The sequence below is a fragment of the Pseudomonas moraviensis subsp. stanleyae genome (genome assembly GCF_036283065.1).
Classification (GTDB): Bacteria; Pseudomonadota; Gammaproteobacteria; order Pseudomonadales; family Pseudomonadaceae; genus Aquipseudomonas; species Aquipseudomonas stanleyae.
This window is the reverse complement of the sequence record NZ_JAADJI010000006.1, coordinates 111,258-133,703: the sequence shown is the minus strand read 5'-3', so window position 1 is coordinate 133,703 and position 22,446 is coordinate 111,258. Positions and strand designations below refer to the sequence as shown.

The window sequence follows — 22,446 nt, the reverse complement described above, 5'->3', positions numbered from 1 at the left end:
AAACAGTTATGAGCACCAACGTGATCAGCCTCGTCTCCATCGGCGCCCACCCCACTTCGGGCCGCCCGCGCCGCGCCGATCAGGATGCCCGCGCGGTGGAACTGGGTCTGCAACTGGCCGGGGATAACCTGCAAGTGCTGCACGCCGGCGACGTCGCCGAACCGGCACTGCGCGCCTATCTGGGTATGGGCCTGGAACAGCTGCATGTGCTGGAACAACCTGCTGGCGCCGATGCCTTGCCGGCGCTGACCGCGTACCTGCGCGATGCCGGGGCGCAAGTGGTGCTGACCGGCAGTCAGGCGGAAACCGGGGAAGGCTCGGGGATGTTGCCGTTCCTGCTGGCGGAAGGTCTGGGCTGGCCGCTGGTGGTGGGCCTGGCGCAGGTCGAATCGATCAATGACGGCTCGGCGCTGGTTCTGCAAGCGTTACCACGCGGACAGCGGCGGCGCCTGAAGGTCAAATTGCCGTTTCTGGCAACTGTGGATAACGCCGCGCCGAAGCCTCGGCAGAGTGCGTATGGCCCGGCGCGACGGGGCGAATTGGCCGCCGATGACATTGAAGTGGTGGAGGACGAATTGTTGGCCGTCGCCACACTGCAACCGGCCAAGCCACGGCCCAAGCGCTTGAAGGTGATCAAGGCCAAGAGCGGCGCCGACCGAATGAAGGCTGCGACGGCCAAGGCCAGTGGTGGCGGTGGGCAGGTGCTCAAGGGCGTGACTGCCCAAGCGGGGGCTGAGGCGATTCTGAAGTTGCTGATTGAAGAGGGCGTTGTCCGCTGAAAAGCCCCTCACCCTAGCCCTCTCCCAGAGGGAGAGGGGACCTACCGCGTTGAATTGGCCAAGTACACCGACCTGCGACATGGCGGTGGCCTTGGTCTGGCCAAGCCTGAGATCAATACAATGTTTCAGGTCGATGTAACCTCACCAGTCGACGCGGTCGGCCCCCTCTCCCTCTGGGAGAGGGTTGGCGTGAGTGGAAGCGGCTTACCCACAATCCCTGTTGGCGAAGCTGTGGATAACGTGTTCGCCCTTCCGCGCACCCCACGCCATTCAAGCCTTCCAGCCATAAGATCAAAAAACGATCAGCGTAACTCACGGATTTATGGGGCTTTTCCCTCGATATAAATCGAGAAGTTGCCCCCAATCTCTGTTGGCGCTTCTGTGGATAAGACGTTCGCTATCAGCTGTAGGCCATATGGAACAGGGCTTACAGAGGGTTGATCATTTATTGCTCAAATGAGGCTTTGCGGTAAAGAAAGCTTGCTGTCACAGCGCTTTTCACCAGCTAAAAGTGTTTTTCCACAGGGTAGTCAAAGTTACCCCCGATCTCTGTTGGCGCTTCTGTGGATAACGTGTTCGCTGCCTGCTACAGGCCTTTAAATATGAGGTCTACAGCTAATCGATCAAAAAATAATCAATCGGTTTCCGAAACCATGCTTATGCATAAGTCACGGTTTTTCTTCGCAAATCAGCAGGATAATTTTCGAGTCATCCACAGTTACCCCCATTTGCTGTGGGCGGGTATGTGGATAACTTGTTCGCGGAAGGCTGGAAGGCGCGGTGGGTGTGGGGGCAGGGGTAGTTGATCGGAAATTGATCAGCTGGAAGATGTAGCGTGGGTCAGGGCGTCTTCGCGAGCAGGCTCGCTCCCACAGGGGAATGCATTCCCCCTGTAGGAGCTGCCGCAGGCTGCGATCTTTTGATCTTGATCAGCCTTGGACGGGTACGCCTTTGAGATAAGGCGCAGGCTCAGCCCCAAGGTTGTTCAACATCCGCTCGCTGTACCAATCGACGAAGTTGACCACTCCGAATTCATACGTCTTGGAGTAAGGCCCCGGCTGATAAGCGGTGGAGTTGATCCCGCGCTGGTTTTCCTCGGCCAGACGACGGTCCTGATCGTTGGTCGCGTCCCACACCTGGCGCATGCGCTCGACGTCGTAATCGACACCTTCCACCGCGTCCTTGTGCACCAGCCATTTGGTGGTGACCATGGTTTCCTGGGCGCTGATCGGCCACACGGTAAAGACGATGATGTGATCGCCCATGCAGTGGTTCCACGAGTGCGGCAGGTGCAGGATGCGCATCGAGCCCAGATCCGGGTTCTTGATCCGGCCCATCAGTTTGGCGCAGCCCTGTTTGCCGTCGAGGGTCATCGACACGGTGCCCTTGAGCAACGGCATGCGCACGATACGGTTGCGCAGGCCGAAACTGGCGTGGGCGTAAGGGATCTTTTCCGCTTCCCAGGCAGCGGCGGACGCGGCGACGTGGTCCTTGAATGCCTGATCGGCGCGCGGGTCGGTGACGTCGTCCCATTCCAGCAGGGTTTTCAACAGTTCCGGGTGTGACGCGTTGCAGTGGTAGCACTCGCGGTTGTTTTCCAGCACCAGTTTCCAGTTGGCCTTTTCCATCAAGGTGGTGGTGATCGCCACCTTGGTGTTCTCCATGTCGTACGGTTCCATGTAATGGTTGAGCGTCGACAGAAAGTCATCGATGGCCGGCGGGTTTTCCGCCAGGCTGATGAAGATGTAACCGCCAGCGGTTTTCACGTTCACCGGTTTCAGGCCGTACTGCTTCATGTCGAAGTCGGCGCCCATTTCGGTGCCGGCGAACAGCAGGCGACCGTCCAACTCGTAGGTCCACTGGTGGTAGTGGCAGACCAGCTTGGCGACCTTGCCCTTTTCACTGGTGCACAGGCGCGAGCCACGGTGGCGGCAGACGTTGTGGAACGCGTGCACCACACCCTCGGCACCACGAATGACGATGATCGGGTTCTTGCCGATCTGCAGAGTCAGGTAGTTGCCCTTGGCCGGAATCTCGCAAGTCATGCCGGCGATCAACCATTCCTTCTGGAAGATCTCCTGCATATCGATATCGAACAGGCGCTCGTCGCTGTAGAACGGCTGTGGCAGCGAAAAAGTGCGCTCGCGCTCCTGAAGCATTTGTGCGGTGGCCTTGCGTGCGGGTTCCAGCGGATCGCCCAGGCTGATTTTTGCGGTGACGTCCATCGATGTAATCCTCATGGCCCTCTGCGTGGCCGGCGAAAGTGGCTGATCAGGTGTGCTGCAAAACGGTTGCTACGCAAGGTGTAAAGAAGTCGTCTTGTGTTGGGGCGAGTGTGGGGCCGGCGCTGGGGCGAACCTTATCCATGCGCGACATGGTGCAATCTGTTCCCGACGCGCAAGGCCCGGTGTTCAAGGGCTGGTCGCGATAAGTATGTCAATGTCGCGGATAGGTAAACGCACGGTCTGCGCTATACGCAGAATCGCCGACAAGAGGCCGACAGTCGGCCGTGGAGAACAGCATGTCCAACAGCTTCCTGAATCCGGTCACCACCCAGACCTGGGCCAATGGCCGACACATTGTCCGTTGCGTCAAAGTCATCCAGGAAACCTGGGATGTGCGCACCTTCTGCTTTATGGCCGACCAGCCGATCCTGTTCTTCTTCAAGCCGGGGCAGTTCGTCACCCTGGAGCTGGAAATCGAAGGCCAGCCGATCATGCGCTCCTACACCATCTCCAGCTCGCCGTCGGTGCCGTACAGCTTTTCGGTAACGATCAAGCGCGTGCCGGGCGGCAAGGTCTCGAACTGGTTGCATGACACCTTGCATGAAGGGCAGGAGCTGGCGGTGCACGGGCCGGTCGGTCTGTTCAATGCCATGGACTTCCCGAGCCCGAAAGTCCTGTACTTGAGCGGCGGCGTCGGCATCACTCCGTGCATGTCGATGGCGCGCTGGTTCTACGACACCAACGCCAACGTCGACATGACCTTTGTGCACAGCGCGCGCTCGCCGAAGGACATCATCTATCACCGCGAGCTCGAGCACATGGCGTCGCGGATCGACAACTTCAGCCTGCACCTGATCTGTGAAAAGCACGGCCTCGGTGAGCCTTGGGCCGGCTATCGCGGTTACCTGAATCACAAGATGCTCGAACTGATGGTCCCGGACTTCCTTGAGCGCGAAGTGTTCTGCTGCGGCCCGACCCCGTACATGAACGCGGTCAAGCGTCTGCTGGAAGTGGCCGGCTACGACATGTCGCGCTACCACGAAGAATCCTTCGGCGCCACGCCACCGGAAGCGCGTGCCGATGCAGTGGAGCAAGCCGAACAGGCTGCGGATGCACCGGAAATCGACGCAGCGGATTTGCATCAGGTCGAGTTCATCTCCTCTGGTAAAAGCATTCGCGTGGCACCGGGCGAAACCGTCCACGCCGCCGCCGCCAAACTCGGCCTGATGATTCCAAAAGCCTGCGGCATGGGTATCTGCGGCACATGCAAGGTGCTGAAACTCGGTGGCGAAGTGGAGATGGAGCACAACGGCGGGATTACCGAGGAAGACGAGGCTGAAGGGTACATCCTGTCGTGCTGCAGCGTGCCGAAGGGGGATGTGCGGATTGAGTTTTAATGGAGAAAAGTAAAGGCTCGCTGATTGCCATGACGGACGAAGTCGTGGCAATTGTTATCGCTGTTGTATCTGCATTAAAGTTTTATCAGTTATAGGTGCCAGAGCTACTGGACGGGGTGCCCAAAAAAAGACGCGCTGAAATAAAGCAGTGGAGTTGTGATGAAGCTGAAAATCAAGATCCGATCAAATGGCTGTGAATTGAAATGTTTGCCTTGGTCTCCAATGATGATTGAAAAAGTCATCATCAAAACCGCAAGCATAAACATTGCTGACAAGGGGGCTGCTATTTCCAGTCCGTTGAATTCGTACCACTGAGTTTTTCTCTGAATTCTGTAAGGTATCTGAATGCTTTGTTTGTAAATTGCCCGAACGGCAACGATAAACAAGCCCATGGTCATCAGGTCGCATATTAGAAGCCCGCGCCTTCTTGGTGTGAGGGCAAACCATTTTCTTGGCTGCGGCAGGCGTTTTTGAAACCTGCTGCCACAAGCATGACATTGGAATACTGTCTTTTTATTTTTTGCGCTGCATGTTTTGCATATTTTGGTTCGTGGCTTCATAAAGGAAGGCGCTATTTATTTTCGCTTGGGGTGTTCGCTATTCGGGTCATTGCAATGTTTGATCAGGCGACTTATCTCGTGTCTTGGTAAATTATCTCAGCAGCATCTTCGCCGATTGTTTCTCCTATTATTACCGCTGCAAGAGATCCGACGCCCACCGCTACTGCACCGCAGACCAGGGTGCCAACTCCTCCTGTCGGAACGCCTATTCCCAGACAAATTTTCGCTGCTACTGGCGCAGTCAAGATGCGACTGCTGATTGCTCCCCCAACCATGCCACCCATAAAGCTTCCGGTTTCAGTGAATTTCACCTTTTCACACGCCGCGGTATTCCCATGCAGGCACACATCCTGCACCTTCAAGGCCGAGGCGCCACCACCTACTGCTGTGCCGATCCAGCCGCCATATCTGACGTACTGTGACGCTTGGCTGATAGCCCGAATATGCGTGGCATAACCTGGGTTCTGGCCGATGCCGCCAGCCTTTCTCCAGCGATGCACAAGGTGAGGATGATCGATGCCGAGAGCCGTCTTGAGGCTAGGGTGATCCGGGAGACCAATGCTTTGCCGCGTGAACTGGTCGAGATGGACGTCCAGTTTTTTCAGCAACTGCGCACGTTGTTTTTTGAACTGCTTCGAGTTCACGCTGCCTTTTGCGTCCAGCGTAGGGACATGCAACTTCTCAAGATCTGCGAGGACATTTTTTATGCCATCCAGATGATTGGCTGCCATGGCCGTGACGACCCCGATCACTTTTGATTCATAGGCGAGTGCGGTCTGGATCACGCCATAGTGCTGCGCCATGAAATCCGCTTCTTCCACGGTCAGCGATTCCAGCGTCGCACTGACAAAACGTGCGGTCTGCATCAGCAATGCTTCTTCGTATGTGCATTGTTGATTGCCAGGATCGCTCAGCACGATCATCGAACCGGCTTTAATCATGTCCGCGTTCGGATTCAAGCTCCTGAATTTAGCGATGACATTCGGGTTGGCAGAGGGAAAAAGCTGTGCCTCGAGCTTCTCGGCGACAATGCTTTTCGGCACGACGTAAAAACCCGGCTCCGGTGGGGCTGGACGTTCTTGCGGCCAGTGTTCGCTGGGGAAGAACTTCAAGTCGTCGACAGGGTGGGCCCCAGCGTTGTTGCTGGTGTCCAGGCGCGCCACTCTGAGGTTCTGTTGATGAATCGCGCGCAGCAACCTGTCTGGATCGGAGCGCGAGGGATGCTGCCTGAGCATCGATAACGGGCGTTTTTTCACCGTTTCAGGAATGACGCCTTTGATGCCGCGCACCAGAGATCTGGATTGGTTCAGAAGATGGCGCTGTTCCTTTGCCAGGGCGTCAAGGCCCACGTCCGCTGAAAGGCGGCCGCTGGCGACATCATCGGTAATGCCCTTGGCGAAGCGCGCGATGTCCTGATTGAACTGCACGCGCGTACTGCCGAATGCAAGATGACGTGAGCCGACTATCTGTGCCTGTGCGAGCAGCTTGCCGGCAACGTGTCGAACGTCGCTGAGGCCATGGCGCTGATCGCTCAACCTTCTTCGCCCCACGAGGCATGGCCGCTGGTCCCGGCGAGGTGATGTACCCAACTGATGCCACGATAACGAATGGCGACCTGCTCTTGAGGTTCAGCGTCGTTGTGCAGAATGACGTGGGGCATATCCAGGTTCAGTTCGGTGAGCACCGCGCCGTCGATCGAGACAGAAAAATATTTTTCCTGCTGACCCTGAGGGGAGGTTCGGTAGAAGTTGATCTTGCAGTCGATCTCTTCACGGTTGGCCAGTGCCTGGGCCAGCAGCGGTGATGATTTGTCGACGACTTTGGTGACAATGACCGGCAGGTGGGTGGCTCGGTGCGAGTTGTCGAGGTTGGCGAGGTTGTGACTGTACGACAGCACCATGATTTCATCGGTGTGTGCCGCCTGATATCTGTTGCCGACCGAATCAGGCGTTGAGCAGCCTGCCGAAATCAGCCCTTGGGTCTTGCCCGTGATCGTCATGTAGCCGGGAATTGCCATCGCGTGCGCTCCTTGAATCGGGAGCGGGCAGTCTATGGCGGGATTTTTATGCTTTCTGTAGGCCTTGGTGTAGTCCGATTCTGAAAATGCAGGTCTGGGACAAGCAGCCTCTGGGCTGCATTCCCGTGCTGAGCATGGGAGTGCAGCCCGGGAGGGTAATCAGGCCGACATTACTTCGCGAATATCGCGGGCCAGTTCGCGCACGCGTTCTTCTTCGGTGTCCCACGAGCACATGAAACGTGCGCCGCCCTTGCCGATGAAGGTGTAGAAGCGCCAGTTCTTTGCAGTCAGCGCGGCGATGGCCGGCTCGGACAGTTGCAGGAATACGCCGTTGGCCTGCACCGGGAACATCAGCTCGACGCCGGGAATGTCGCTGACCAGCTCCGCCAGCAGTTGCGCGCAGTGGTTGGCGTGGCGGGCGTATTTGAGCCAGGCGTCGTTTTCCAGAATGCCGACCCACGGTGCCGACAGGAAGCGCATTTTCGACGCCAGTTGCCCGGCCTGCTTGCAGCGGTAATCGAAGTCTTCGGCCAGTTTGTGGTTGAAGAACAGGATCGCTTCACCCACCGCCATGCCGTTCTTGGTGCCGCCGAAACACAGCACGTCGACGCCGGCCTTCCAGGTCAGGTCGGCGGGTGAGCAGCCAAGGAACGCGCAGGCGTTGGAGAAGCGTGCGCCGTCCATGTGCAGGTGCAGGCCGAGCTCCTTGCAGGTCGCGCTGATGGCGCGGACTTCTTCCGGGGTGTAGACGCTGCCGACTTCAGTGGCTTGAGTCAGCGTCACCACGCGCGGTTTCGGGTAGTGGATGTCCTGGCGCTTGAGCGCGACTTCGCGGATCGACTGCGGGGTGATCTTGCCGTTTTCAGTGCCGGCGATCAGCAGCTTCGAGCCGTTGGAGAAAAATTCCGGAGCGCCACATTCGTCGGTTTCGACGTGGGCGGTTTCCGAGCAGATCACGCTGTGGTAACTCTGGCACAGCGACGACAGGGCCAGCGAGTTGGCGGCGGTGCCGTTGAAGGCGAAGAACACTTCGCAGTCGGTTTCGAACAGTTTGCGGAAATGATCGGCCGCGCGCGCGGTCCATTCATCGTCGCCATACGCGCGCTGGTGGCCGTGGTTGGCCTGCTCCATGGCGGCCCAGGCTTCCGGGCAGATACCGGAATAGTTGTCGCTGGCGAATTGTTGGCTCTTGTCGGTCATGGCCGGCTTCCGTAATCGAGACTCTTGTGAAGGCTCGTGGTCAATGAAGATGCGCACTTTACCGAAGATCTTCCGGGGAGCACACGTGATGTCGGGTGCAGAAAATTACCAGTTTATGGGCCGATTATGCACCTGAGCCAACGCGACGGTGCCCTGGATCTGCTCAAGTGGCTGGCGCTGCTGAGCATGTTGCTCGATCACCTGCGATATGTCGGCTTCTCCGCCGACTGGCTGTATGTGCCGGGGCGGCTGGCGTTTCCGTGGTTTTGCCTGGCGATGGCGGCGAATCTGGCGCGTGACGGTTCGCGGAAAATGGAATGGCGCTATCTGGGCTGGCTGTTGTTGTTCAGCGCCATCAGCGAAATTCCCTATCGCTTGTACATACCCGAGCCTGACACCTTGAATGTGCTGCCGACTCTGGCGCTGGGGCTGCTGGTAGCGCGGGGCTGGCAGGATTCTGCGGCGGTGTCGCGATTGCTCGCACTGGCCGCGCTGGTGGTCGCGACGTTTGTTGCAGATCGACTGATGTTCGGTTTCTTCGGCGTGCTCCTGCCGCTGGCGATGCTGCCGGTCTTTCGCCGGCCGTGGTATCTCAGTCTGTTGCCCGGGCTGGTTTGTCTGGCAGCGAACCAATGGCAAGTGCTGCTCGAATCGGCGCGGTTCGGCAACAGCGTGGCGATTCTCGGCCTGGCGACGTGTGTGTTTGCGCCGATGCTGGGAATGTTCTTGTTGCGACATGGGCGACATCTACAGCCACCACCGATGCGGCGCTGGGCGTATGCGCTTTATCCCATGCATTTTTTCCTGCTGCTCGCCATCCGCGCGGCATACATATAACCCCTGTGGGAGCGAGCCTGCTCGCGAAAGCGGTCTGTCAGCCAACTTCTATGTCGGATGTGCCGGCCTCTTCGCGAGCAGGCTCGCTCCCACAGGGATCTCCAGGGGTTCGAGGAGATACGTCCGGCCAGTCATTTCCAGCCATGTCGTAAACGCACCTTTGCGTGGCGTCCGCAGGCATTTGAGCTGTCTGCGCCGGTCATACCATCGCATCAAAGGGCACTGCCATCGTTGCCAGTGCCTTACCGAGACGAATGGCGCACAGATGCCGCTGGGAGAGACGCGATGTTCAGCAAGCAAGACCAGATCCAGGGTTACGACGATGCACTGCTGGCGGCGATGAATGCCGAGGAGCAACGTCAGGAAGATCACATCGAGCTGATCGCGTCGGAGAACTACACCAGCAAGCGCGTGATGGAAGCGCAAGGCAGCGGCCTGACCAACAAATACGCCGAAGGCTATCCGGGCAAGCGCTACTACGGTGGCTGCGAGCACGTCGATAAAGTCGAGGCACTGGCCATCGAGCGCGCCAAGCAATTGTTCGGCGCCGATTACGCCAACGTTCAGCCGCACTCCGGCTCCTCGGCCAACAGCGCCGTGTACCTGGCGCTGATCCAGCCGGGCGACACCATTCTCGGCATGAGCCTGGCTCACGGTGGTCACCTGACCCACGGCGCGAAAGTGTCGTCCTCGGGCAAGCTCTATAACGCCGTGCAGTACGGCATCAACACCGACACCGGGTTGATCGACTACGACGAAGTCGAGCGTCTGGCCGTCGAGTGCAAACCGAAAATGATCGTTGCCGGTTTCTCCGCTTACTCGAAGACTCTGGACTTCCCGCGCTTCCGTCAGATCGCCGACAAGGTCGGTGCGCTGCTGTTCGTCGACATGGCCCACGTCGCCGGTCTGGTCGCTGCAGGCCTGTACCCGAACCCGCTGCCGTACGCCGATGTGGTCACCACCACTACGCACAAGACCCTGCGCGGTCCGCGTGGCGGGCTGATCCTGGCCAAGTCCAACGAAGAGATCGAGAAGAAGCTCAACGCCGCGGTATTCCCCGGCGCCCAGGGCGGCCCGCTGATGCACGTCATCGCCGGTAAAGCGGTGTGCTTCAAGGAGGCGCTGGAGCCTGGCTTCAAGGCTTATCAGCAACAAGTGATCGACAACGCCCAGGCGATGGCAAGCGTGTTCATCAAGCGTGGCTACGATGTTGTCTCCGGCGGTACCGACAACCATCTGTTCCTGGTCAGCCTGATCCGTCAGGGCCTGACCGGCAAAGACGCCGACGCCGCGCTGGGCCGTGCCCACATCACTGTGAACAAGAATGCCGTGCCGAACGACCCGCAGTCGCCGTTCGTGACCTCGGGCCTGCGCATCGGTACCCCAGCGGTGACCACGCGCGGCTTCAAGGTCAGCCAGTGCGAAACCCTCGCCGGCTGGATCTGCGACATCCTCGACAACCTCGGCGACGCCGATGTCGAGGCCAATGTCGCCCAGCAGGTCTCGGCCCTGTGCGCAGACTTCCCGGTTTATCGCTGAGTCGGTTCTGGAGTAATGACTATGCAACGCTATTCCGGCTTCGGCCTGTTCAAACACTCGCTCAGCCACCACGAAAACTGGCAGCGCATGTGGCGCACGCCCACGCCGAAAAAAGTCTACGACGTGGTCATCGTCGGTGGCGGCGGGCACGGCCTGGCGACGGCCTACTATCTGGCCAAGGAGCACGGCATTACCAATGTCGCCGTGGTCGAGAAGGGCTGGCTGGGCGGCGGTAACACCGCGCGCAACACCACCATCGTGCGTTCCAACTACCTGTGGGACGAGTCGGCGCACTTGTACGAACATGCGATGAAATTGTGGGAAGGCCTGTCGCAGGACCTCAACTACAACGTGATGTTCTCCCAGCGTGGCGTCTACAACCTGTGCCACACCCTGCAGGACATCCGTGATTCGGAACGTCGGGTCAGCGCCAACCGCCTCAACGGCGTCGACGGTGAACTGCTCGACGCCAAGCAGGTTGCGGACGAGATTCCGTACCTGGACTGCTCGAAGAACACCCGCTATCCGATCATGGGCGCGACCGTGCAGCGTCGCGGTGGCGTCGCCCGTCACGATGCCGTGGCCTGGGGCTTCGCGCGTGCCGCCGATGCCCTCGGTGTGGACCTGATCCAGCAGACCGAGGTGATCGGTTTCCGCAAGGAAAACGGCGTGTGCATCGGCGTCGAAACCAACAAGGGTTTCATCGGCGCCAAGCGCGTCGGCGTGGTGACGGCCGGTAACTCCGGGCACATGGCCAAGCTTGCCGGTTTCCGCCTGCCGATCGAATCCCACCCGCTGCAAGCGCTGGTGTCCGAACCGATCAAGCCGATTATCGACAGCGTGATCATGTCCAACGCCGTGCACGGTTACATCAGCCAGTCCGACAAGGGCGACCTGGTGATCGGCGCCGGTATCGACGGCTACAACGGCTACGGCCAGCGTGGTTCGTACCCGGTGATCGAACACACTATCCAGGCCATCGTCGAGATGTTCCCGGTGCTGTCCCGCGTACGCATGAACCGCCAGTGGGGCGGCATCGTCGACACCACCCCGGATGCCTGCCCGATCATCTCGAAAACGCCGGTCCCGAACATGTTCTTCAACTGCGGTTGGGGCACCGGTGGCTTCAAGGCCACACCGGGTTCGGGCAACGTGTTTGCCGCAAGCCTCGCCAAGGGTGAAATGCACCCCTTGGCCGCACCGTTTTCCATCGACCGTTTCCACAACGGCGCTCTGATCGACGAACACGGCGCTGCTGCCGTCGCCCACTAACAGGAGAAATCCCTATGTTGCACATCTTCTGTCCTCACTGCGGCGAACTGCGCTCCGAAGAGGAATTCCATGCATCCGGCCAGGCGCACATCCCGCGGCCGCTGGATCCGAACGCCTGCACCGATGAAGAGTGGGGCGACTACATGTTTTTCCGCGATAACCCGCGCGGTCTGCACCATGAGTTGTGGGACCACGTTGCCGGTTGCCGCCAGTACTTCAACGTCACTCGCGATACCGTGACCTACGAGATTCTCGAGAGCTACAAGATCGGCGAGAAGCCGCAATTCACCGACAAGGCTGGCACTGCGAAAACAGCCTCGACGGCGCTGGGAGAGAAGGTATGAGCCAGACCAATCGCCTGTCCAACGGTGGACGGATCGACCGCAACAAAGTGCTGAGCTTCACCTTCAACGGCCAGACCTACAAAGGCTATGAAGGCGACTCGCTGGCTGCTGCCCTGATCGCCAACGGCGTCGACATCATCGGCCGCAGCTTCAAGTATTCGCGCCCTCGCGGGATCTTTGCCGCCGGTTCCGAAGAGCCGAACGCGGTGCTGCAGATCGGTGCCACTGAAGCCACGCAGATTCCCAACGTGCGCGCCACGCAACAGGCGTTGTATCAGGGCCTCGTTGCGACCAGCACCAACGGCTGGCCGAGCGTCAACAACGACATGATGGGCATTCTCGGCAAGGTCGGCGGCAAGCTGATGCCGCCGGGTTTCTACTACAAAACCTTCATGTACCCGCAATCGTTCTGGATGACTTACGAGAAGTACATCCGCAAGGCTGCCGGCCTCGGCCGTTCGCCGACCGAGAACGATCCGGACACCTACGACTACATGAACCAGCACTGCGACGTGCTGATCGTCGGCGCCGGCCCGGCCGGTCTCGCCGCTGCCCTGGCCGCTGCGCGCAGCGGTGCCCGCGTGATCCTGGCCGATGAGCAGGAAGAGTTCGGCGGCAGCCTGCTTGACTCGCGCGAAAGCCTCGACGGCAAACCGGCGATGGAGTGGGTGGCCAGTGTCATCGCTGAATTGAAGAACACCCCGGACGTGCTGCTGTTGCCGCGCGCCACGGTCAACGGTTACCACGACCACAACTTCCTGACCATTCACGAACGCCTCACCGATCACCTCGGTGACCGTGCGCCGATCGGTCAGGTGCGTCAGCGTATTCACCGTGTCCGCGCCAAGCGTGTGGTACTGGCGACCGGCGCCCACGAGCGTCCGTTGGTCTACGGCAACAACGACGTGCCGGGCAACATGCTCGCTGGTGCGGTGTCGACTTATGTACGTCGCTATGGCGTGGCGCCGGGCAAGAAGCTTGTCCTCAGCACCAACAACGATCACGCCTATCGCGTCGCTCTGGATTGGCTCGATGCCAGTCTGCAAGTGGTCGCCATCGCTGACGCCCGCAGCAATCCGCGCGGTGCATTGGTCGAAGAAGCGCGCGCCAAAGGCATTCGCATCCTCACCGGCAGCGCCGTCATCGAAGTGCGTGGCAGCAAGCGTGTCAGCGCTGCCCGCGTCGCTGCGATTGACGTCAAGGCACACGCTGTGACTAGCCCAGGCGAGTGGCTCGACTGCGACCTGGTTGCCAGCTCCGGCGGTTACAGCCCGGTGGTTCACCTGGCTTCGCACTTGGGCGGCAAACCGGTCTGGCGTGAAGACATTCTCGGTTTCGTACCGGGCGAAGCACCGCAGAAACGCGTGTGTGTCGGTGGCATCAATGGCGTCTACGCGCTTGGCGATTCGCTGGCCGACGGTTTTGAAGGCGGCGTGCGCGCTGCTGCCGAAGCCGGTTTCCAGACCGTTGAAGGCGTGTTGCCGAAAGCCCTGAGCCGTCTCGAAGAGCCGACCCTGGCGCTGTTCCAGGTACCGCACGAGAAGAACTCGGCGCGCGCACCGAAGCAATTTGTCGACTTCCAGAACGACGTCACTGCCGGCGGCATCGAACTGGCGACCCGCGAAGGTTTCGAGTCGGTCGAGCACGTCAAACGCTACACCGCGCTGGGCTTCGGCACCGATCAGGGCAAGCTCGGCAACGTCAACGGTCTGGCGATTGCCGCCCGCTCGCTGAACGTGACCATCCCGCAGATGGGCACCACCATGTTCCGCCCGAACTACACGCCGGTGACCTTCGGCGCCGTGGCCGGTCGTCACTGTGGGCACATCTTCGAACCGGTGCGCTACACCGCGCTGCATGCCTGGCACGTGAAGAACGGCGCAGAGTTTGAAGACGTCGGTCAATGGAAGCGCCCGTGGTACTTCCCGAAAAACGGCGAAGACCTGCATGCGGCGGTCAAGCGTGAATGCAAAGCCGTGCGCGACAGCGTCGGCCTGCTCGACGCCTCGACCCTCGGCAAGATCGACATCCAGGGCCCGGATGCCCGCGAGTTTCTCAACCGCGTGTACACCAACGCCTGGACCAAGCTCGACGTGGGCAAGGCCCGCTACGGTCTGATGTGCAAGGAAGACGGCATGGTCTTCGACGACGGTGTGACGGCTTGCCTGGCCGACAACCATTTCGTCATGACCACCACCACCGGCGGCGCCGCGCGCGTACTGCAGTGGCTGGAGCTGTACCACCAGACCGAATGGCCGGACCTGAAGGTGTACTTCACTTCGGTCACCGACCACTGGGCGACCATGACCCTGTCCGGGCCGAACAGCCGCAAGCTGCTCAGCGCCGTGACCGACATTGATCTGAGCAACGAAGCCTTCCCGTTCATGACCTGGAAAGAAGGTCTGGTCGGTGATGTGCCGGCGCGGGTGTTCCGTATCTCGTTCACCGGTGAGCTGTCGTACGAAGTCAACGTGCAGGCCGACTACGCGATGGGCGTGCTGGAGAAAATCGTCGAGGCCGGCAAGCAGTACAACCTGACGCCGTACGGCACCGAAACCATGCACGTGCTGCGTGCCGAGAAGGGGTTCATCATCGTCGGCCAGGACACCGACGGCTCGATGACCCCGGATGACCTGAACATGGGTTGGTGTGTCGGTCGCACCAAACCGTTCTCGTGGATCGGCCAGCGCGGCATGAACCGTGAAGACTGCGTCAAGGATCAGCGCAAACAACTGGTGGGCCTCAAGCCGATCGATCCGACCAAGTGGCTGCCGGAGGGCGCGCAACTGGTGTTCAACACCAAGCAGGCGATCCCGATGACCATGGTCGGCCACGTGACCTCGAGCTACGCACACAACTCCCTCGGTTATTCGTTTGCCATGGGTGTGGTCAAGGGCGGTCTCAAGCGCATGGGCGAGCGAGTGTTCGCACCGCTGGCCGATGGCAGCGTGATCGAGGCGGAAATCGTTTCTTCGGTGTTCTTCGATCCGAAGGGTGATCGCCAGAACATCTGACAACCTCGGGAGCGGTGGGCGGGCGGCTATTCGCGAGCGGGCTCGCTCCCACATTCGATCGCGTTCCCCTGTGGGAGCGAGCCTGCTCGAGAAGGCGGCGGCACAGCCACCACAGGAACCAACAGCATTCAGAAGGTGCTTTATGACCACAGCCAACGTGTACCAACAACGCCCGACCACCGGTGCCCGTGCCGAGTCGTCGCTGCACCATGCCGACCTTGCCAGTCTAGTCGGCAAGGGCCGCAAGAACGCCGGCGTGATCGTGCGGGAAAAGAAACTCCTCGGCCACCTGACCATTCGTGGCGATGGCCACGATGCGGCGTTCGCTGCCGGTGTGCACAAAGCCCTGGGCATTGAATTGCCCGGCGCTCTGAGCGTGATCGTCAAAGGCGAAACCAGCCTGCAATGGATGGGCCCGGATGAGTGGCTGCTGATCGTGCCCAGCGGCGAAGAATTCGCCGCCGAGCAGAAACTGCGTGAAGCGCTGGGCGATCTGCACATTGCCATCGTCAACGTCAGCGGCGGCCAGCAGATCCTCGAACTGAGCGGGCCAAACGTGCGTCAGGTGCTGATGAAATCCACCAGCTACGACGTGCACCCGAACAACTTTCCGGTCGGCAAAGCGGTCGGCACGGTGTTCGCCAAGTCGCAGCTGATGATTCGTCATACCGCTGAAGACACCTGGGAACTGCTGATCCGTCGCAGCTTCTCGGATTACTGGTGGTTGTGGTTGCAGGATGCTTCGGCTGAGTACGGGTTGAGCGTTCAGGCCTGAAGATCAAAAGCCACCCCCTCACCCCAGCCCTCTCCCCCAGGGGGGAGAGGGGGAAAGGGAGCCGATCTCGGGCGATTTCAACAGCCGAGTCTGGCTCGCGATAGCTTTTCCTGAGCTTGAGTTCGGCTCGGTATTTCAGGTCGGCGTAGCTCGAGAGAACACCTCGGTCAGTCCCCTCTCCCTCTGGGAGAGGGCTAGGGTGAGGGGAAAACCCTGACACCCCGCACAAAGAACAGGAGTCACCGCACCATGAGCCGCGCCCCAGACACATGGATTCTGACCGCCGACTGCCCCAGCGTCCTCGGCACGGTGGACGCGGTGACGCGTTTTCTGTTCGAGCAGGGCTGTTACGTCACCGAGCACCACTCGTTCGATGATCGCCTCTCCGGGCGTTTCTTCATTCGCGTGGAATTCCGCCAGCCCGACGGTTTCGACGAGCAATCCTTTCGCGCAGGCCTCGCCGAGCGCGGTCAGGCCTTTGGCATGGTGTTCGAGTTGACCGCGCCGAACTACCGGCCGAAAGTGGTGATCATGGTGTCCAAGGCCGATCACTGCCTCAACGACTTGCTCTACCGCCAGCGCATCGGCCAGTTGTCGATGGACGTGGCAGCGGTGGTGTCCAATCATCCGGATCTCAAGCCGCTGGCCGACTGGCACCAGATTCCCTACTACCATTTCCCTCTCGACCCCAATGACAAACCGGCGCAGGAGCGTCAGGTCTGGCAGGTGATCGAAGAGGCCGGTGCCGAACTGGTGATCCTCGCCCGCTACATGCAGGTGCTGTCGCCGGAGCTGTGCCGCAAGCTCGACGGCAAGGCGATCAACATTCATCACTCGTTGCTGCCGGGCTTCAAGGGCGCCAAGCCCTATCACCAGGCCTACAACAAGGGCGTGAAGCTGGTGGGCGCGACGGCGCATTACATCAACAACGACCTCGACGAGGGGCCGATCATCGCCCAGGGCGTCGAAGCGGTGGATCACAGTCATTACCCCGAGGATCTGATCGCCAAGGGGCGCGATATCGAAGGCCTGACGCTGGCGCGGGCGGTTGGGTATCACATTGAGCGACGAGTGTTTCTTAACGCCAACAGAACAGTCGTTCTTTAGCTTCAAGCTCCAAGCTTCAAGCTTCAAGCCGCAAGAAAAAGCGGTCAGCACACTTCTTGCGGCTTGTAGCTTGCCGCTTGAAGCTCAATCAACTCTCTCCCCAACAACAAATATAGAGGTGATGGCATGTCTGGCAATCGTGGTGTGGTGTATCTCGGCGCTGGCAAGGTCGAAGTACAGAAAATCGACTACCCGAAAATGCAGGACCCGCGCGGTCGCAAGATCGAGCACGGGGTCATTCTCAAAGTGGTTTCCACCAACATCTGCGGCTCCGACCAGCACATGGTGCGCGGCCGGACCACGGCGCAGACCGGTCTGGTACTGGGCCACGAAATCACCGGTGAGGTGATCGAAAAGGGCTCTGATGTCGAGAACCTGAAGATCGGCGACCTGGTTTCCGTTCCGTTCAACGTGGCTTGCGGGCGCTGCCGTTCCTGCAAAGAGCAACACACCGGTGTCTGCCTGACCGTCAACCCGGCCCGTGCCGGTGGCGCTTACGGCTACGTCGACATGGGCGACTGGACCGGCGGCCAGGCTGAATACGTGCTGGTGCCGTACGCCGACTTCAACTTGCTGAAACTGCCGGACCGCGACAAGGCCATGGAGAAAATCCGCGACCTGACCTGCCTCTCCGACATCCTCCCGACCGGTTACCACGGCGCCGTCACTGCCGGCGTTGGCCCGGGCAGCAGCGTTTACATCGCCGGCGCCGGTCCGGTCGGTCTGGCCGCTGCCGCTTCCGCACGTTTGCTCGGTGCTGCGGTGGTGATCGTCGGCGACGTCAACACCATCCGCCTGGCCCACGCCAAGGCCCAGGGCTTCGAAGTCGTCGACCTGTCCAAGGACACCCCGCTGCACGAACAGATCGCTGCTCTGCTGGGCGAGCCGGAAGTCGACTGCGCAGTGGACTGCGTCGGTTTCGAAGCACGCGGCCACGGCCACGACGGCGTCAAGGCCGAAGCCCCGGCCACGGTGCTCAACTCACTGATGGGCGTGGTGCGCGTTGCCGGCAAGATCGGTATCCCGGGCCTGTACGTCACCGAAGATCCGGGCGCCGTCGACGCTGCCGCGAAAATGGGCAGCCTGAGCATCCGCTTCGGTCTCGGTTGGGCCAAATCCCACAGCTTCCACACTGGGCAGACTCCAGTGATGAAGTACAACCGTCAACTGATGCAGGCGATCATGTGGGACCGCATCAACATTGCAGAAGTGGTGGGCGTGCAAGTGATCAGCCTCGATCAGGCGCCGGAAGGTTACGGCGAGTTCGATGCGGGCGTGCCGAAGAAGTTTGTGATTGATCCGCATAAGTTGTTCAGTGCGGCGTAAGCAATGAGGGAATAAAAAACGGCGACTATGGGTCGCCGTTTTCATATTGGTTCCAGACTTCCGGGAAGTCCGTTCAACGTTTCACTACTCGGCCCGCACTTCCTTGGCTTCCATTCCTTTCGCTCCTTTTGCAGCGACAAAAGAAACGGTCTGCCCTTCTTTGAGCGATGTGAAACCGTCGCTCTCGATTGATTTGAAATGAACGAAAAGATCATCGCCTCCACCCTGCGGGGTAATAAAGCCAAAACCTTTTTCATCGTTGAACCATTTGACGGTACCTGTAGTTCTGCCTGACATGTTCGTGCTTCCCGCTTCGATTGATTGAGTGACGCATTACAAAAGCACAGAGAACCGAGCCGGTCTGGCTATGTCCTCGTCTTGAGCCAGTCTGATACCGACGGCATACAACTGGCCGTTATCACCACGCATAAGATCATAGGTCACCTTCTGCCCCTCTTTGATGTGTTTGATGATCGGATCGTCCGGGCTGATGCAAAAGATGATCGGCGGGACATCTGATTCGAACAGTTGATCGCGCGGACTGCACTGCTCTTCCATCTCCGTATCTCCCGTTGAATGATCGTTGGTTGTACCTCGCTTTTTTCAGACCGTTGATACACCAACAGCGTATGCCAACACTGACATTTGAACACCTGTCAGGTCTGACAGTCTTTTGGACTTGTTTGGATTGACCGGGGACGGGGCTATGAAGTCTGGAAATAAGCGACTTTGCTTGGAGCTGGGCAGTCACCTCCAGTTATACCGCTTCACTACGATCAGGTGGGACCGCATCAACATTGCAGAAGTGGTGGGCGTGCAAGTGATCAGCCTCGATCAGGCGCCGGAAGGTTACGGCGAGTTCGATGCGGGCGTGCCGAAGAAGTTTGTGATTGATCCGCATAAGTTGTTCAGTGCGGCGTAACGCTTAAGCGCAATACAAAACGGCGACCTCGGGGTCGCCGTTTTTAATCTTGCTGCTAATGTATGCCCAAAGTTTCAGTTGAGTTTGAACGCACATTCGGCTGGATCTTCTGCCACACAATCCAACTTGCCTACAGGTGCAGTGCTGGAACTGTCTTTTGACGGTTTACCCCAGTTGGGAGAGTCTGTTTTAACTTTTTTTCCTGGTTTGAGCACCATTGTCACATTGGCCTCTTCATTACCCACACCTTGCCCTTCATAGCGACAAATCACGGCCCATACCTTGGATTTTTTCGGGTCCGCCTTATCAATAATTTCTGGCTGGATACGCACTGATGTGAAGGCGAATTTTTCCTTATCGCTTTCATTATTCCATTTATCTCCGCCAATCCACTCCAGCTTCTTGCCCACTTTTGAGAAGGGAGCTTTGTATTCGAAACCACCATCGGCTTGCGCTTTCTGGGATATTTGTGAGACCTCTGGGCATTGTGCTGCATAAATATTATTCATCGCTGCCAAGCCAAGAACGGTAGCGGCAATTTTCAGTTTCATTATCTGTTCTCCATTACACGCTGGGAGCAGCAATCTTGGCTGGTTAGAAGTTGGTCGCCTACTGTCATATCTGACAGTTTTATAGCTCCGTTCGAAATAAACAGAGTTAATTTTAATAAGCAGTTGAACCAAAAAGATTGGTGTAGGGGTTGTGCCATTCATCGCGAGGGTGTCGGGATTTCACGTTTTATATACGCAAGCAGTATGAAAATGGATGTGCAGCGCCGGAACATGCCGGCGGATACCCGGTCAAACCGGCAGTTTTTACTGCCCATTGAACGGGTAGTTTTCACAGTGAAAGAGGATGTCTGAATGAAGATTTCACGCGGTTTTGCCCTGGCATCGCTCCTGACCCTGGCCGCCGGGCCGGTGTTTGCCGGTTTCACTCTGAACGACGTGGCCGGTGCGGTAGCGGGGATGCAGGGTGGTGACAAGGCGGCCGCTGCGGCGCCGACCTCGGAGACCGCTGGTCTGTTGAGTGCCCTGAGTGCGCTGGACGTCACGCCGGAGCAGGCCGTTGGTGGCACCAGTGCAATGCTCGGGTTGGCGAAGAATCAGTTGAGTAGCACTGACTACTCGCAACTGGCCAAGGAAGTGCCGGGCATCGACAAGTTGTCCGGTGGCAGCGGCAATCTGGCGGCGCTGGGGGCGTTGCTCGGTTCGTCCGGCAAATCTGCGGGCCTGGAAAATGCGCTGGGCAATGTCAAAGACAGCAACGACCTGAACAACGCGTTCAGCGCGCTGGGCATGGACAGCGGCATGATCGGCCAGTTTGCCCCGGTGCTCCTGCAATACCTCGGTCAGCAGGGCGTCGGCGGTTCGCTGTTGAGCAGCCTCGGCAACATCTGGGGCATCGGCGCCGGCACCGGCACTTGAGTCAGCGGCGCTCGTTACGCAGCTTGGCGATGCGCTGATCCTTCTCGATCCAGAGCTGGTTGACCCAGTTCTGGACGCGCTGGCGAAACGCCGGATCTTTTTCGTAATCGCCCTGCCACAGTGCGGGGTCGAGTTCGCGGGTCCTGATGTCGATGATCACCCGCGGCACATTGCCGCTGATCAGGTCCCAGAAGCCCGGAATCTTTTCCTGCGGATACACCACCGTCACATCGAGCATCGCGTCGAGCTGTTCACCCATCGCCGCCAGCACGAACGCCACACCGCCGGCCTTGGGTTTGAGCAGATGGCTGAACGGTGATTTCTGCTGGGTGCTTTTCGCCAGGGTGTAGCGGGTGCCTTCCAGATAATTCACCACCGTTACCGGCTGGCGCTTGAACAGCTCGCAAGCGGCTTTGGTGATTTCCAGATCCTTGCCCGCCAGTTCCGGATTCTTCGCCAGAAAGGCCTTGGTGTAGCGCTTCATGAACGGGTAATCCAGCGCCCACCACGCCAGCCCGAGAAAGGGCACCCAGATCAGCTCTTTCTTCAGGAAGAACTTGAAGAACGGCGTGCGCCGGTTGAGGGTCTGGATCAGTGCCGGAATATCCACCCACGATTGATGGTTGCTGACCACCAGATATGACGTGTCGCGGCGTAGATCGTCGCCGCCGCGAATGTCCCACTGGGTCGGAATGCACAGCCGGAAGATCAGCTTGTCGATCTCGGCCCAGGTCTCGGCGATCCACATCACCGCCCCCGATGCGTAGTCACGCCAGCGCCCGGGTGCGACCAGTTTGAGCAGGGCAAACACCATCAACGGCCCGATCAGGATCAGGGTGTTGAGCAACAGCAGCAGGGTGACGAAACAGCCGGTGAGCAGGCGGCGCATAAGCAACTCTATGAAGTGGCAGGGGCGGGCCATGATAAGCAGCTTCGCGCGACAGGCCAAATCGGTGCTGACGAATGTTTCACTTTTCGCCGGGTATGCTTCGCTCAAGATTGGATCTGAATGCACTGGCCTCTTCGCGAGCAGGCTCGCTCCCACAGGGGAATGCATTTCAAATGTGGGAGCGAGCCTGCTCGCGAAGGGGCCGAGAAGCGAACGATTAACTTGGCGCGTGTCTAAAATCCCAGTCCGCCGCCCTCAATTTCCAAGGAAGCCCCTTACGTGAAATCCCTCCTTGCTCTGTTTGCCCTCGTCGCGCTGCCGGTCATGGCCGCGGAGCCGACGCTGTACGGTCGCTACGAATACATCGCGCTGCCGGAAATCGGCGGCGAAGTGCTCAAGGCCAAGATGGACACTGGCGCGCTGACCGCCTCGCTGTCGGCCAAGGACATCGAGACCTTCACCCGCGACGGCGAAGACTGGGTGCGTTTCCGCCTCGCCACCAAGGACGCCAGCAACAAGGTTTTCGAACACAAGGTCGCGCGCATCAGCAAGATCAAAAGCCGTTCCGACGAGGATGATGAAGAGCGCGACAGCAGCGATGTCGCCAAGCGCCCGGTGGTCGATCTGGAACTGTGCCTGGGCAACGTCAAACGCACCGTGGAGGTCAACCTGACCGACCGCAGCCACTTCAACTACCCGCTGCTGATCGGCGCCAAGGCCTTGCGCGAGTTCGGTGCAGCGGTCAATCCGGCGCGGCGCTATACCGCCGACAAGCCTGACTGCTAAGTGGTCTGATTGACGTAACCCCGGGCTTGG

21 protein-coding genes and 1 pseudogene are annotated in these 22,446 nt (G+C 59.3%); 13 read left to right on the top strand and 9 right to left on the bottom strand.

The features are described 5' to 3' along the window. Nucleotides 1–8 precede the first annotated feature (8 nt). A complete protein-coding gene (etfB, locus tag GXB78_RS12290; protein ID WP_329515582.1) occupies nt 9–779 on the top strand; it encodes an electron transfer flavoprotein subunit beta in 771 nt (256 codons plus the stop codon). Nucleotides 780–1,708: 929 nt separating this feature from the next. Here etfB and gbcA read toward each other — a convergent pair. Then, nucleotides 1,709–3,004 carry a glycine-betaine demethylase subunit GbcA gene (gbcA, locus tag GXB78_RS12285; RefSeq protein ID WP_039757637.1) on the bottom strand — a complete coding sequence of 432 codons (1,296 nt, stop codon included), beginning with the start codon at nt 3,002–3,004 and terminating at the stop codon, nt 1,709–1,711. 296 nt (nt 3,005–3,300) lie between these two features. Between gbcA and gbcB the strand changes: the two genes are divergently transcribed. Further along, nucleotides 3,301–4,401, top strand: coding sequence for a glycine-betaine demethylase subunit GbcB (gbcB, locus tag GXB78_RS12280; protein ID WP_329515581.1), 1,101 nt, complete (start codon nt 3,301–3,303; stop codon nt 4,399–4,401). 104 nt (nt 4,402–4,505) lie between these two features. Here the strand turns inward: gbcB and GXB78_RS12275 are convergent, their stop codons facing one another. The 4 genes from GXB78_RS12275 to GXB78_RS12260 form a co-directional block, all read right to left on the bottom strand. Further along, nucleotides 4,506–4,961, bottom strand: coding sequence for a hypothetical protein (locus tag GXB78_RS12275; protein WP_329515580.1), 456 nt, complete (start codon nt 4,959–4,961; stop codon nt 4,506–4,508). Nucleotides 4,962–5,032: 71 nt separating this feature from the next. Continuing rightward, nucleotides 5,033–6,496 (bottom strand): hypothetical protein, encoded by a 1,464-nt coding sequence (locus GXB78_RS12270; RefSeq protein WP_329515579.1) that lies wholly within the window; start codon nt 6,494–6,496, stop codon nt 5,033–5,035. Next, complete coding sequence (locus GXB78_RS12265; protein ID WP_329515578.1) at nt 6,493–6,978, bottom strand: Hcp family type VI secretion system effector; 486 nt, start codon at nt 6,976–6,978, stop codon at nt 6,493–6,495. The genes GXB78_RS12270 and GXB78_RS12265 overlap by 4 nt, the downstream gene beginning before the upstream one ends. A gap of 159 nt (nt 6,979–7,137) precedes the next feature. After that, on the bottom strand, nt 7,138–8,178 hold the full coding sequence (locus GXB78_RS12260; protein ID WP_016772826.1) for a threonine aldolase family protein: 1,041 nt from the start codon (nt 8,176–8,178) through the stop codon (nt 7,138–7,140). Between the two features lie 126 nt (nt 8,179–8,304). Between GXB78_RS12260 and GXB78_RS12255 the strand changes: the two genes are divergently transcribed. The 8 genes from GXB78_RS12255 to fdhA all read left to right on the top strand — a co-directional run bounded on the left by GXB78_RS12255 (nt 8,305) and on the right by fdhA (nt 18,392). Continuing rightward, nucleotides 8,305–9,015 carry a TraX family protein gene (locus GXB78_RS12255; protein ID WP_329515577.1) on the top strand — a complete coding sequence of 237 codons (711 nt, stop codon included), beginning with the start codon at nt 8,305–8,307 and terminating at the stop codon, nt 9,013–9,015. Between the two features lie 285 nt (nt 9,016–9,300). Then, nucleotides 9,301–10,554 carry a serine hydroxymethyltransferase gene (gene glyA, locus GXB78_RS12250; RefSeq protein ID WP_042606644.1) on the top strand — a complete coding sequence of 418 codons (1,254 nt, stop codon included), beginning with the start codon at nt 9,301–9,303 and terminating at the stop codon, nt 10,552–10,554. Nucleotides 10,555–10,575: 21 nt separating this feature from the next. Then, nucleotides 10,576–11,826 carry a sarcosine oxidase subunit beta gene (locus tag GXB78_RS12245; RefSeq protein WP_016772829.1) on the top strand — a complete coding sequence of 417 codons (1,251 nt, stop codon included), beginning with the start codon at nt 10,576–10,578 and terminating at the stop codon, nt 11,824–11,826. 14 nt (nt 11,827–11,840) lie between these two features. Then, the gene (locus GXB78_RS12240) at nt 11,841–12,170 is read left to right on the top strand and encodes a sarcosine oxidase subunit delta (RefSeq protein WP_064365313.1); all 330 of its coding nucleotides are present in this window, start codon (nt 11,841–11,843) and stop codon (nt 12,168–12,170) included. Beyond that, on the top strand, nt 12,167–15,184 hold the full coding sequence (locus GXB78_RS12235; protein ID WP_329515576.1) for a sarcosine oxidase subunit alpha: 3,018 nt from the start codon (nt 12,167–12,169) through the stop codon (nt 15,182–15,184). The genes GXB78_RS12240 and GXB78_RS12235 overlap by 4 nt, the downstream gene beginning before the upstream one ends. Before the next feature lie 142 nt (nt 15,185–15,326). Then, nucleotides 15,327–15,959, top strand: a complete 633-nt coding sequence (locus tag GXB78_RS12230) for a sarcosine oxidase subunit gamma (protein WP_016772832.1) — start codon at nt 15,327–15,329, stop codon at nt 15,957–15,959. Nucleotides 15,960–16,208: 249 nt separating this feature from the next. Then, nucleotides 16,209–17,066 carry a formyltetrahydrofolate deformylase gene (gene purU, locus GXB78_RS12225; RefSeq protein ID WP_285419260.1) on the top strand — a complete coding sequence of 286 codons (858 nt, stop codon included), beginning with the start codon at nt 16,209–16,211 and terminating at the stop codon, nt 17,064–17,066. A 126-nt stretch (nt 17,067–17,192) separates the two neighbouring features. Next, a complete protein-coding gene (gene fdhA, locus GXB78_RS12220) occupies nt 17,193–18,392 on the top strand; it encodes a formaldehyde dehydrogenase, glutathione-independent (RefSeq protein WP_016772834.1) in 1,200 nt (399 codons plus the stop codon). Nucleotides 18,393–18,476: 84 nt separating this feature from the next. On the opposite strand, the gene GXB78_RS12215 is transcribed toward fdhA, so the two are convergent. Continuing rightward, nucleotides 18,477–18,689 carry a cold-shock protein gene (locus GXB78_RS12215; RefSeq protein ID WP_329515575.1) on the bottom strand — a complete coding sequence of 71 codons (213 nt, stop codon included), beginning with the start codon at nt 18,687–18,689 and terminating at the stop codon, nt 18,477–18,479. 36 nt (nt 18,690–18,725) lie between these two features. Beyond that, nucleotides 18,726–18,950, bottom strand: a complete 225-nt coding sequence (locus tag GXB78_RS12210; protein WP_329515574.1) for a hypothetical protein — start codon at nt 18,948–18,950, stop codon at nt 18,726–18,728. Nucleotides 18,951–19,167: 217 nt separating this feature from the next. Between GXB78_RS12210 and GXB78_RS12205 the strand changes: the two are divergent. Next, a pseudogene (locus GXB78_RS12205) lies at nt 19,168–19,314 on the top strand (formaldehyde dehydrogenase, glutathione-independent); the annotation flags it as partial. Between the two features lie 74 nt (nt 19,315–19,388). Here GXB78_RS12205 and GXB78_RS12200 read toward each other — a convergent pair. Continuing rightward, nucleotides 19,389–19,865, bottom strand: coding sequence for a hypothetical protein (locus GXB78_RS12200; RefSeq protein ID WP_329515573.1), 477 nt, complete (start codon nt 19,863–19,865; stop codon nt 19,389–19,391). 312 nt (nt 19,866–20,177) lie between these two features. Between GXB78_RS12200 and GXB78_RS12195 the strand changes: the two genes are divergently transcribed. Further along, the gene (locus tag GXB78_RS12195) at nt 20,178–20,741 is read left to right on the top strand and encodes a DUF2780 domain-containing protein (protein ID WP_329515572.1); all 564 of its coding nucleotides are present in this window, start codon (nt 20,178–20,180) and stop codon (nt 20,739–20,741) included. A 1-nt stretch (nt 20,742) separates the two neighbouring features. On the opposite strand, the gene GXB78_RS12190 is transcribed toward GXB78_RS12195, so the two are convergent. Then, nucleotides 20,743–21,630, bottom strand: coding sequence for an acyltransferase (locus GXB78_RS12190; RefSeq protein WP_329515571.1), 888 nt, complete (start codon nt 21,628–21,630; stop codon nt 20,743–20,745). A 279-nt stretch (nt 21,631–21,909) separates the two neighbouring features. Here GXB78_RS12190 and rloA2 point away from each other — a divergent pair, with 279 nt between their 5' ends. After that, on the top strand, nt 21,910–22,416 hold the full coding sequence (gene rloA2, locus GXB78_RS12185) for a retropepsin-like aspartic peptidase RloA2 (protein ID WP_016772839.1): 507 nt from the start codon (nt 21,910–21,912) through the stop codon (nt 22,414–22,416). Nucleotides 22,417–22,446 lie beyond the last annotated feature (30 nt).